Raw genomic sequence first — 10,927 nt, 5'->3', positions numbered from 1 at the left:
AGGCGATGAACTGATCCAAGGGGGCCTCCCGCAATCGTGGTGCTCACCCTCAGCCAAAGAGTCGATCATGCCCGCGTCGGGCAAGTCCAAATCGCGTGTCAAGGACTTTCGAAGTGCGAATCCCCTGCCACGCCTTGCCCTTTTCACCTCCGTAATCTGAAATCATCGTAAGATGAATGACATGCCGACTCACGACTGCTAGGGTGGCCATATGCACAACGTCCGCGCCGCCCGGCGGCCTGTCCTGCTCGCGCTCACGCTCCTGTCGGCCTGCGCGGCATCCGTTCTCTCGCCCGACGGTTCCGCGAAGCCGGTTGGCGGCAACGCCATCGGCAATTTCCTGGCCGGACGGTTCGCCATGTCGGAGGGTGACTCCGCCACCGCCGCCAACGATCTGCTGAAGGCGCTGGCGCAGTCCCCGACTGATCCGGACCTGCTGCAATCGGCATTCATGGCCTGCCTCGACGCCGGCCGGCCGGAGACGGTGAAGCTGGCCCGGCAACTGCCCGACAACCAGGTGGCGCAACTGGTGCTGGCCGACGCCGACATCAAGGCCGGGCAGTGGCAGGCCGCCGAGCAGCAGTTCCACGGCCTGCCGCGCCAGGGCATGACGCAGCTGCTGCAGCCGATGCTGGTGGCCTGGGCGCAGCTTGGCGAGGGTCAGGTCGACTCCGCCCTGTCCACCCTGCGGCCCTACGTCGAGAACCCGCGGTTCCGCGGCCTGTTCGCCCTGCATGCGGCGATGATCGCCGACGCCGGCAACCGTCCCGACCAGGCGGCACGGCTCTACCGCATCGTCGAGACCGACATGGCGGAGCCCAACCTGCGCATGACCCAGGTGCTGGCAAGCTGGCAGGCCCGCTCCGGCCAGGCCGCCGAGGCCGAGCGCATTCTCGCCGCCCTGCCGACGGTCGCGCCGGACCTGTCGATCGCCATGCCGGGCATGCTGGCCAACGTCACCCGGCGCCCGGTGCCGAACGCGCAGGCCGGCGTCGCCGAGGCCTACTTCACCTTCGCGGCGCTGCTGCGCTCGCAGGATGCCAACGATTTCGCGCTGGTCATGCTGCGCCTGGCGCTCGACCTGCGGCCGGACTTCACCCCGGCGCGCCTGCTGGCCGCCGACGTGCTGCTGAACGAGCACCAGCCGACGCTGGCGTTGCGTATGCTCAACGACATTCCCGCCAGCGACCCGCTGATCGCCGTCGTGCAGCTCAAGCGCGCCGCCCTGGCCGATCGGCTCGGCCGCGCGGACGACGCGATGCAGGACCTGCAGCGGCTGGCGCACGACTATCCGGACAGCCCGCTGCCCGATGAGCAGCGTGGCGACATCCTGCGGACCAAGCAGCGCTTCGCCGAGGCGGTGACCGCCTATGACAAGGCGATCGCCCGGATCTCCCGTCCGGTGCCGACGGACTGGGTGGTGTTCTACGACCGCGGCGTGGCCGAGGAGCGGTCAAACCAGTGGCCGAAGGCGGACGCGGATTTCCATCGCGCGCTGCAATTGTCGCCGGACCAGCCGTTCGTGCTGAACTATCTCGGCTACTCCTACGCCGACAAGGGGCGCCACCTGCAGGAGGCGCGGGACATGATCCAGCGCGCGGCCGAGCGGCGGCCGAACGACGGCGCCATCACCGACAGCCTGGGCTGGGTGATGTTCCGCCAGGGCGACGCGAAGGACGCGGTCAAGACACTGGAACGCGCCGTGGAGCTGGAGCCCGAGGACCCGACGATCAACGGCCACCTGGGCGACGCCTACTGGGCCACCGGCCGCAAGATCGAGGCGCAGTACCAGTGGCGCCGCGCCCTGACCCTGAATCCGACCCCGGATGACGCCGCCAAGCTGGAGGCGAAGCTCGCGTCCGGCCACACCGACGCGGTGCTCAGCGGGCAATAGCGCCGAAAGACTTCGACTGATGACGATGCTGTCCGAACGCGCTTCGGCGAAGATCAACCTGTACCTGCATGTCGTGGGGCGCCGGCTCGACGGCTATCACCGGCTCGACAGCCTGGCGGTGTTCGCCGGCGCGGCCGATACGCTGACGGTCGAGCCGGCGGCGGCGCTGTCGCTGGCGGTGACGGGACCGTTCGCCGCCGGGCTGGACGGCGAAGCCGACAACCTTGTGCTGCGGGCGGCGCGGGCGCTGGCGGCGCAGGCGGGCGTGCCGGCGACCGGACGGCTGGTGCTGGAAAAGAACCTGCCGGTGGCGTCCGGCATCGGCGGCGGCTCGGCCGATGCCGCCGCGGCGCTGCGCCTGCTGGGCCGCTTCTGGGGCGTCGATGTGAGGCGGGAGACGCTGGCGGCGATCGCCGCGGCACTGGGCGCCGACGTGCCGGTTTGCCTGATCGGCCGCGCCGCCGTGATGTCGGGCATCGGCGAGATCCTGACGCCGGCGCCGCCACTGCCGCCCACCGGCATGGTGCTGGTCAATCCCGGCGTCGCGGTGGCCACGCCCGCGGTGTTCCGCGCCCGGGACGGCGGCTTCTCGGCGCCGGCGGTGTTGCCGGCAGAGGGCTGGCGGGACGCCGAATCGCTGGCAGCCGCCTTGCAGGCCACCGGCAACGACCTGGAGGCGCCGGCGCTGCGGCTGGCGCCGGCGATTGCCGACTCGCTGGCGGCGTTACGCGCGGCGCCGGGATGCCTGCTGGCGCGCATGAGCGGGTCGGGGGCGACCTGTTTCGGCCTGTTCGCCGACGCGGCGGCGGCCCGGCAGGCGGCAGGCGGGCTGCAGCATCCCGGCTGGTGGGTCTGGGGCGGCGCGATCAACACTGGATGACGGTTCCGGCTTTACGTGGACCGCGGACCGACCTATCACGTCGTGCCGTTGGGGCGTCGCCAAGCGGTAAGGCAACGGATTTTGATTCCGTCATACGGAGGTTCGATCCCTCCCGCCCCAGCCAGGCCTCCGGCGCGATCAGGCGCGGACGCCGCTTCCCGAGGCGTTGCGCCGTAGCTCATTGATCTCGGCCTCGACGTTCTGCCAGCGCGCCATGGCCGAGGCGTCGCCCTGCTGGCGTGATTCGGCAATCCGTTCCTGCACCACGGCCAGGGCGCGCAGCCCGTGCACGCTAATCAGGCTCTGAGCGACGTACCGGCTGTTGCTTTCGGACATTTTGGTCTCCTCTCACAGTATGGGCGGCAGATGGGGTGTCCGGGCCGGATATCCAGCCGTACGCGGCGTCGTTTCATACATAGCAGGCGGCCCGGTCTGTTGCTCCATCGTCATGGCCGGGACACACCCGGCCATGACGATAAGACAACGGCTACGCCCATCAGCGGGAGAACTGCCGCGCCCACCGGCGGGAGAGCGGTCGCGGCCACCAGCATCAGAACGGCCACCCCGTCGGCGCCGACCCGTCCGCCCCCTGCCGCTACGCCGCGACCGCCCGCAGGAACGCCTCTGACCGGGCCGCCGCCTCGTCCGCCAGGCGGTTCGGGAACAGGGTGAATCCGTGCGCCCCGCCGGGGTAGATCGCCAGCTCCGCGTCGTTGCCGGCGGCGATCCAGCGGGCGTGCATGAACAGCGTATCGTCCACCAGCGCGTCCGCCGTGCCGACGGTGAACAACGCCGGGCACAGCCCCCGCAGATCGGCATACAGCGGCGAGATATCCGGCACCCGGCGCTCGCTGATCGCCGGCAGGAAGGCGTTGTAGAACTGGTGCATGTCGCTGGTCCGCAGCACCAGGCGGCGCTCGCCGAAGGCGCGCTGGCTCGGCGTCATGCTCAGGTCGAACGCGCCGTAGACCAGGTTGGCGCCGCGCCACCCGGTATAGCCGTAACGGTCGCGCAACCGCAGCACGGTGACCGCCGAGAGATGCGCCCCGGCCGATTCGCCGCCGATGGCCAGGATGTCGGAGCCGAATTCGCGCCCGGCGTTGTTCACCAGCCAGATCGCCGCGGCCTCGCAATCATCCGGCCCAGCCGGATACGGGTCCTCCGGCGCCAGCCGGTATTCGACGCTGACGACCGCGAGGCCGGTATTGTCGGCGATCCGTTCCAGCAGCGGATCCTGCAGGTCCGCCGCCCCCAGCACCCAGCCGCCGCCATGGATATGCAGGTACACGCCGCGGATGGTATCCGGGGCGATGATCCGCAGGGGAATCGGATTGCCATCGCGCCCCTCGATCACCTGCGTCCGGGCGCGCGGGGAGAACACCGGCGCCGGGAACGGGCCGCGGCCCTGGCGGCGGCCGTCGCGCGCCGCCGCGGCGCTGGTGGTCCACCAGTCCGGCAGGCCGGTCATCAGGCCGACCATGGCCTCGTTCAGCGCCGCCGTGTCGTCGGCGACGGCTTCCGGGCGAAACAGAGCCGGCCGCAACGGGTTGTCGGTCATGGCTTCCTCTCCTCGATCTGAACGGACGATGGCGTGACGGCGAGTATAGTGGCTTTCCGCGGATGCAAAAAGCACGGGAGTTTCGTTCTGACAATGAAGCGGCCATCGATGCCCGGGCTGACTAGCCGCTGCCGTCGCGCCGGCTTGCTCCGCACGAGGCTGGCGGCCGCCGCCATGCTGCTGCCGTTGCTGGCGCACGCCCAGACCGCCGCGCCGGCCCCGTCCCGCATCGCGCAGGCCCCCAACGCCACGGTCGGCCTGATTGGCGGCCCCGCCGGCAGCACCGACGCGCGCATCGCCGCCGACATGGCCATCGTCCTCGACGACGCCGATCGGCTGCGGATCCTGCCGATCCAGGGGGAAGGATCGGTGCAGAACATCGCGGACCTTGCCTACCTGAAGGGCGTCGACGTGGCGATCGTGCAGACCGACGCGCTGGCCCAGACGATGCAGCGGGCCATCATCGCCCGGGAAGGCTCGGTCCAGTACATTGCCAAACTGTTCCAGGAAGAGATCCATATCCTGGCGCGCAAGAACATCGCCGGCCCGAACGACCTGAACGGACAGAAGGTGGAAATCGGCCCCGTAGGCAGCGGCGGCGACATGACGGCCCGCACGCTGCTCGACGAGCTGCACGTCAAGGCGGCGCTGCATAACGATCCTGCAAGCATCGCGCTCGAACGGCTGCGCCAGGGCGACAGCGCGGCCATGATCCTTGTCGGCGGCGCGCCTATCCCGCTGCTGCAGACCGTGCCGCCGGGCACCGGCCTGCACTTCCTGCCGATCCCCCTGAACGCGCAACTGGTAGAAAACTACCTGCCGTCCAAGCTGGGCCCGCAGCAATATCCGAGCCTGATGGGGACGGGTGAACCGGTGGACACGGTCGCCGTCGGCGCGGCGCTGATCACCCTGTCGGCGCCGCCCGATTCGCTGCGCGCGAAGCGGGTCAATCGTTTCGTGGACACGCTGTTCGAGCGGTTCGCCCAGTTCCGGCAGCCGGGCTTGCATCCGAAGTGGTCGGAAGTGAGCCTGTCCGCCCAGCTTCCCGGCTGGACCCGCTATCCCGAGGCCCAGCTGCAGGTCAAGTATGTGGACCAGGCCAGGGAAAACAAATTGCGGGCGTCATTCGACACCTATCTGCAACAGAGCGGCCAGCCCGAAGCCGGCATGGACGCCGATCGGCGGCAGGCGCTGTTCCAGGACTTCCTGCGCTGGCGGGACAAGCAGAAGCCGCCCTGAGCCGGAACGGCCGTCGCCATCGCGGCGCCCGGGCGCAGCCTGCCGCGTCAGTTGCCGGCCCTGGATGCAATGACCAGGACGGCCCTTTTCTGCGGGGAGGCCGACGCCGCGCCGTTCGAACGCACTGCAAACGTAACCACCCCCTGTTCGCCGGGAGCCTTGAATTCCAGGGGAATGCTGCGAAGCAGACCGCCCAAGTAATGAACCTGCACCTCGTCCGTCTCCCGGCGTCCGTCAGGGAAGAGGCGCTCCACCTCGACCACCGCATCGACGTGATCCGTGGGCCGATCGGCGATGACGGAAACGGAAAACGTGGCGCCGGGCGCCACCGAATGGTCGATGGGCTCGACCGCCAGCTCGGTCTGTGCCGGATCGGGATCCAGGCTGAACAGGCGCCCGCCCGGCTGCCCTGGCCGCAGCACCGCCTGCAGCATCGCGATCGTGTCCTTGTCCGAAAACATCGAACCATGAGTCGCAACGACGTAGCGGACCGGTATTCCAGGCGGCGCGGCGCTCCAGAGCGGCACGGTGCCGTCGCCCGCTGTTGGCTCGGTTACCGGAAGCGCGGTCCCTGGCTGGAGGTAATTGTTCGTTATCGTCTTCTGGGCATTGCCGGCGACTGCAATGTAGCGGCATGGCGGCTGGAATCCCGGGCCGATCATGGGAAGACCAGCTGCCAGGTCGCGGGCGGCTTGCAGGCTGTCCGCGACCAACCCCAGGTCCGGCGCGGCCGCAAGATCGGCCACGACGAAGCCGGTTTCCGCCGACTGCCGCAGCAGGGCCGGCACGTCGGGATGCGGCAGAAGCTGATAGGCCGACGGGAATTCCGGATTGACGAGCGCCTCCCGGCATTGCGACGCGCTGAGGAAAATCTCGGGCCGCAGGCCAAGCAGGTTTTGCAGCGCCACCGGAGCGCCGAGGTGGGGGACCGCGACCAGCGCGCACAGGTCCACCGTGACGCCGGCGGGAAGGCCAATTTTCTCGAGCATGTAGCGGGAGATCAGGCCGCCCATGGAATGCGCGACGATGGCGATGCTTCTGCCCCGCAGCGCCGGAGCGGCCAGGCGGTCGTGCAGTTGCCTGGCGAGGTCGCGGATATCGCGGCGCCAGTCATAAGGCCAGGGAACCAGCGTTCCGCCGTCGATGCTGAAGTCCATGCCGGGCGCCTGGAGCGCCTTCAGTGCGTGCCCGTATCCGTCGAAGCTCCATACCTCGACGCCGGCAATCCTGAGCGGTACGGATTCAAGTATCCTGGGCGCGGTTATTGTCGTGCTGTTCGCCAGCGCTTGCACGTATCTTTCCGGATAGGATCCGAAGGCCGCCTCGAGCGGGGTGCCCGGCCATATGGTCTCGGTCCCTTCCATCAGCTCACTGCCGCAAATTCCCGGCACGAAGATGACAACGTCAACCATCGTGTGATCCCCGTTTTGCCTGGCCACCAGGCAGGTTGCAAAGCGAACCCGCAGCCGTTATGGAACTATACTAAACTCATAACGGCACGGGAGCAATACTTATGCGCATGGTCCGATACGCCGTTTTCGAACCGCCGCAAAGCGCCAGGCCCGGGCCGATACTTCGTTCTTCCGCGATCCTGGACAGTGGAATCGACCCGACGCATCCGGCGTTCGCCGGCCTGGTCCACGACACGAACTACCAGGACTTCACCGGCACCGCCCTGGCCGACACCATTGGCCACGGCACGCACTGCGCCGGGATCATCTTCGGCCGCGACGTCGACAACCGGCGCATCGGCATCGCGCGCGGCGTGGGCGATGTCCTGATCGCCAAAGTCGCGGACAGGGACGCAACGACGACGACGTCGGAGCTCGAGCAGGCGCTGTTGTGGGCGGTGCGGAAAGGCGCGGACATCATTTCGATGTCCGTCGGCCTGGACTTTCTCGGCCATGCCAGGGCGCTGGTGAACGACGGCATGCCGCAGGACCAGGCGCTTACCCTGGCACTTTCGGACTACCAAGCCTATGGCCGCTTCTTCGATCGGCTGATGGCAATGGTGATCAATTCGGGCGTGGCGGGGAAATCCGCTTTGGTCATAGCGGCGGCGGGCAATGAGAGTCAGGCCGGCGAAACCCCGTCGTACCGCGTCATGGCGACACTGCCGGCCGCCGCCGAGGGCGTCGTGGCCGTGGGCGCCGTCGCACGTGGCGGAAACGGGAAATTCGCGGTCGCGCCGTTCTCGAATGAAGGCGTGAACGTCTGCGCGCCTGGCGTGGCGATCCTGTCGGCGAAGCCGGCTGGCGGTTTCGCCACCATGTCCGGAACGAGCCAGGCCGCGCCCCATGTCGCCGGCCTTGCCGCGCTCTGGGCCGAGAAGCTGCGCACCGAGGGCGGCAGTCCGCCGACGCCCGAATCAGTCAAGGAGCATCTGCTCGGCCACGCCGATCGCTCCGGCATCGATCCGAAAGTGCGGGTGGGCGAAATGGGCGAGGGCCTGGCCGGCGCCCCCTGACGGAGGCTGGTGCTGCAGGTATCGGCTGATCCGCCGCAGCGCTGGCTGTCGCGGCGAGCCTGTCCGGCCTGCGGCGTTCGCCGGCCCGGATTGGACAAGCGCGGCGCGGTTTGCCTAGGATACCGGTGAGTAGGAACACCGCACCGGAGGGCGCCCGTGAAATTCGGCATATTCTACGAATTGCAGTGTCCGCGCCCATGGCAGGCGGACACCGAGCACGCCCTGTATCAGAACGCGCTGGCGCAGGTGGAACTGGCCGACAGGCTTGGCTACCATTATGCGTGGGAGGTCGAGCACCATTTCCTCGAGGAATATTCCCATTCGCCGCAGCCGGAGGTCTTCCTGGCCGCCGCCAGCCAGCGGACGAAGCAGATCCGCCTCGGCCACGGCATCATCCAGCTGACCACCAACCACCCGGCCCGGGTCGCCGAGAAGGTCGCCTGCCTCGACCTCGTCAGCAACGGCCGGGTCGAGTTCGGCATGGGCGAAGGCGCCAGCATCACCGAGCTTGCCCCGTTCGACCGCGGGATGGAGGACAAGCAGGCGGTGTGGGAGGACGCGGTCCGCTGCATCATGCCGATGTTCCGCGACGGCGGCTGGGAATACGACGGCCCGTATTTCAAGTTCCCGCTGCGCAACGTCCTGCCCAAGCCGCTGCAGAAGCCGCATCCGCCGCTGTGGGTGGCCTGCTCGCAGTTGGAAACGATCGAGCTGGCCGGGCGCTGCGGCATCGGCGCGCTGGGCTTCCAGTTCCTGTCGGCGGAAATGGCGCATGCCTGGGTACACGCCTACTACAACGCGTTCGTGCGGCGGCAGCAAAGGCTGGCGGACTACCAGCCGAACTGCAACATCGCCATGGTCAGCTATTTCATGTGCGCTGAAACCGACGAGGAGGCGCGCCGCCGCGCCGACGGCGTGACGTTCTTCCAGTTCTCATTGGCCTACTACAGCAGCGCGCGCAACCGCGAGCGCGCCGCGCCCGGTACCGTCAGCCTGTGGGACGAGTACCGGAAATGGAAAGCCGCCAACCCGGAACTCGCCCAACGCGCCCTGACCGGCGGCCTGATCGGCTCACCTGAAACCATTCGCCGGAAGTTGCGGAGGTTCCAGGAATCGCGCGTCGACCAGATCATCCTGCTGAACCAGGCCGGCCGGAATACCCACACCCACATCTGCGAAAGCCTGGAACTGTTCGCGCGGGAGGTGATGCCGGAATTCGTTGCCACGGAAACCGAGCATCAGGAATGGAAACGCAAGGTGCTGACACGGGAAATCGAGCTGGAGGATATCGATACGACGCCGTTCAAGAGCCGCGACGGCGTCGGAAAGGGCGTCGCCATCGGCAACCTCGCGCCGACCGCGGGATAGGCGGCAGTTACCCGGCCCTGGCCGGTTCGTGAGATTGATGAAGACTTTGTAGTTTGACACCTGCTAAATATCCCAGTTGACCTTCGTCAGGCGCACGCGGAATCCGGCAGATGGCTGAAGCCCGCTTACGCTGCCGTATCGTTACATTAACAATAACAAAATAATTGAATGCCCAGGGAGATTGTCATGACAAGCGTCACGCGCCCAGCCCGTACGCAACGCATCAAGTCGATGCAGAGCACCGGCTTGTTACTTATATTTATCATTTCCGTCGTCAACTACATGGATCGCGGCACGCTGTCGGTCGCGAATCCGCTGATCCGCGATGAACTTGGCATATCAGTCGCCGAAATGGGCGTGCTGCTGTCGGCGTTCCTCTGGCCCTATGCCTTCACCCTGCTGTTTGCCGGCGCCCTGGTCGACCACGGCAAGCCGCGGCGGGTGCTGACCGCCTCGTTGATCGTCTGGTCGCTCGCCCAGGCCGCGGCTGGATTCATCGCCAGCTATGGCCAGTTCATCGTCGCCCGCGCCGTGCTGGGCGCCGGCGAGGCGCCGATGTTCCCGACCGCGGCGCGGGTGGTGAAGGACTGGTACCACGAAGGCGACCAGGCGCTGGGCGTCGGCATCTGGAACGGCGCCCCGTCGCTTGGCACCGCCATTGCCCCTGCCCTGCTCACGCCCATCATGCTGGTCGCCGGCTGGCGCTGGATGTTCGTGCTGATGGGGATCGTCGGCTTCATCCTCGCCGTGGTCTGGTACGCGGTCTACCGCGACCTCGACCCCGCGACGCTGGACGAGACCGACCGCGCCTACCTCTACGACGGCGGCACGGCGCCCGAGGAGCATCCGGTCCAGCTCTCCTCCTGGGGCCGGCTGTTCGGCTTCCGCGCCACCTGGGGGCTGATTCTTGGTTTCTTTGGCAACGTCTATATCGGCTGGCTGTTCATCGCCTGGCTGCCGGGATACCTGGAAATCCAGCGCCACATGAGCATCCCGAAGACCGGCTTCGTCGCCTCGGTGCCGTTCCTGTTCGGCCTTGTCGGCAGCATCGCCGGCGGCTACCTGGCCGATCGGCTGACCCGGCGGGGGATGACCGCGATCGCCAGCCGCAAGATGCTGACGGTGATCGGTCTGGTGGTGATGTCGCTCGCCACCTTGGTTGCGGCGGAAACCGCCAGCAACTTCATCGCCGTTGCCTCGATCTCGGTGGCGGTGTTCTTCGGCTTCAGTTCGTCGGGCACGTCATGGTCGCTGGCCAACGCCTGCGCGCCGCCGGGCTATGCGGCGTCGCTGGGGGCGATCATGGATTTCGGCGGCTTCATCGGCGGCGCCCTGGCGCCGATGGTGACCGGCTTCGTGGTGCAGGCCACCGGCTCGTTCACCCCGGCCCTGCTGGTCGCCGGTGCGATCGGCCTTGCCTCGGCCGGCGCCTACGTCATCGGCATCACCGGCGAGCCGATCCCGAAACAAGCACTGGCTGGCGGGCTGGCCTCGGCGGACTGATCCGGCCGCGGGTCCGCC

General features: G+C 68.0%; 9 protein-coding genes and 1 tRNA gene. 7 read left to right on the top strand and 3 right to left on the bottom strand.

Annotated elements, in window-relative coordinates:
- Window positions 1-211: 211 nt before the first annotated feature.
- From CCS01_RS17750 to CCS01_RS17740, 3 genes are all read left to right on the top strand, one after another.
- A complete protein-coding gene (locus CCS01_RS17750; RefSeq protein WP_104520112.1) occupies window positions 212-1,894 on the top strand; it encodes a tetratricopeptide repeat protein in 1,683 nt (560 codons plus the stop codon).
- 19 nt (window positions 1,895-1,913) lie between these two features.
- A complete protein-coding gene (locus CCS01_RS17745) occupies window positions 1,914-2,774 on the top strand; it encodes a 4-(cytidine 5'-diphospho)-2-C-methyl-D-erythritol kinase (RefSeq protein WP_104520111.1) in 861 nt (286 codons plus the stop codon).
- Between the two features lie 49 nt (window positions 2,775-2,823).
- Window positions 2,824-2,898, top strand: a tRNA-Gln gene (locus tag CCS01_RS17740).
- 14 nt (window positions 2,899-2,912) lie between these two features.
- Here the strand turns inward: CCS01_RS17740 and CCS01_RS17735 are convergent.
- Both CCS01_RS17735 and CCS01_RS17730 read right to left on the bottom strand, forming a co-directional pair.
- Window positions 2,913-3,110: a hypothetical protein gene (locus CCS01_RS17735; RefSeq protein WP_104520110.1), complete on the bottom strand. Its 198-nt coding sequence runs from the start codon at window positions 3,108-3,110 to the stop codon at window positions 2,913-2,915.
- 259 nt (window positions 3,111-3,369) lie between these two features.
- On the bottom strand, window positions 3,370-4,332 hold the full coding sequence (locus CCS01_RS17730; RefSeq protein ID WP_104520109.1) for an alpha/beta hydrolase: 963 nt from the start codon (window positions 4,330-4,332) through the stop codon (window positions 3,370-3,372).
- Between the two features lie 108 nt (window positions 4,333-4,440).
- Between CCS01_RS17730 and CCS01_RS17725 the strand changes: the two genes are divergently transcribed.
- Window positions 4,441-5,571 carry a TAXI family TRAP transporter solute-binding subunit gene (locus CCS01_RS17725; RefSeq protein ID WP_158258463.1) on the top strand — a complete coding sequence of 377 codons (1,131 nt, stop codon included), beginning with the start codon at window positions 4,441-4,443 and terminating at the stop codon, window positions 5,569-5,571.
- Between the two features lie 47 nt (window positions 5,572-5,618).
- Here the strand turns inward: CCS01_RS17725 and CCS01_RS17720 are convergent, their stop codons facing one another.
- Complete coding sequence (locus tag CCS01_RS17720) at window positions 5,619-6,983, bottom strand: lipase/acyltransferase domain-containing protein (RefSeq protein WP_104520107.1); 1,365 nt, start codon at window positions 6,981-6,983, stop codon at window positions 5,619-5,621.
- 101 nt (window positions 6,984-7,084) lie between these two features.
- On the opposite strand from CCS01_RS17720, the gene CCS01_RS17715 reads away from it, so the two are divergent.
- From CCS01_RS17715 to CCS01_RS17705, 3 genes are all read left to right on the top strand, one after another.
- The gene (locus CCS01_RS17715; RefSeq protein WP_104520106.1) at window positions 7,085-8,038 is read left to right on the top strand and encodes a S8 family serine peptidase; all 954 of its coding nucleotides are present in this window, start codon (window positions 7,085-7,087) and stop codon (window positions 8,036-8,038) included.
- 156 nt (window positions 8,039-8,194) lie between these two features.
- Window positions 8,195-9,406, top strand: a complete 1,212-nt coding sequence (locus CCS01_RS17710) for an LLM class flavin-dependent oxidoreductase (RefSeq protein ID WP_104520105.1) — start codon at window positions 8,195-8,197, stop codon at window positions 9,404-9,406.
- A 186-nt stretch (window positions 9,407-9,592) separates the two neighbouring features.
- Window positions 9,593-10,909, top strand: coding sequence for an MFS transporter (locus tag CCS01_RS17705; RefSeq protein ID WP_158258462.1), 1,317 nt, complete (start codon window positions 9,593-9,595; stop codon window positions 10,907-10,909).
- Window positions 10,910-10,927: the final 18 nt, after the last annotated feature.

The sequence above is a fragment of the Rhodopila globiformis genome, from assembly GCF_002937115.1.
Classification (GTDB): domain Bacteria; phylum Pseudomonadota; class Alphaproteobacteria; order Acetobacterales; family Acetobacteraceae; genus Rhodopila; species Rhodopila globiformis.
The sequence above is the reverse complement of the archived record's forward strand: the minus strand, read 5'-3'. Positions and strand labels throughout refer to the sequence as shown.

What these genes read in the sequence shown, in the direction of transcription:
- CCS01_RS17750 (WP_104520112.1), top strand. Translation starts at nt 212, where the DNA reads ATGCACAACGTCCGCGCCGCCCGGCGGCCTGTCCTGCTCGCGCTCACG.
- CCS01_RS17745 (WP_104520111.1), top strand. Translation starts at nt 1,914, where the DNA reads ATGACGATGCTGTCCGAACGCGCTTCGGCGAAGATCAACCTGTACCTG.
- CCS01_RS17735 (WP_104520110.1), bottom strand. Translation starts at nt 3,110, where the DNA reads ATGTCCGAAAGCAACAGCCGGTACGTCGCTCAGAGCCTGATTAGCGTG.
- CCS01_RS17730 (WP_104520109.1), bottom strand. Translation starts at nt 4,332, where the DNA reads ATGACCGACAACCCGTTGCGGCCGGCTCTGTTTCGCCCGGAAGCCGTC.
- CCS01_RS17725 (WP_158258463.1), top strand. Translation starts at nt 4,441, where the DNA reads ATGCCCGGGCTGACTAGCCGCTGCCGTCGCGCCGGCTTGCTCCGCACG.
- CCS01_RS17720 (WP_104520107.1), bottom strand. Translation starts at nt 6,983, where the DNA reads ATGGTTGACGTTGTCATCTTCGTGCCGGGAATTTGCGGCAGTGAGCTG.
- CCS01_RS17715 (WP_104520106.1), top strand. Translation starts at nt 7,085, where the DNA reads ATGCGCATGGTCCGATACGCCGTTTTCGAACCGCCGCAAAGCGCCAGG.
- CCS01_RS17705 (WP_158258462.1), top strand. Translation starts at nt 9,593, where the DNA reads ATGACAAGCGTCACGCGCCCAGCCCGTACGCAACGCATCAAGTCGATG.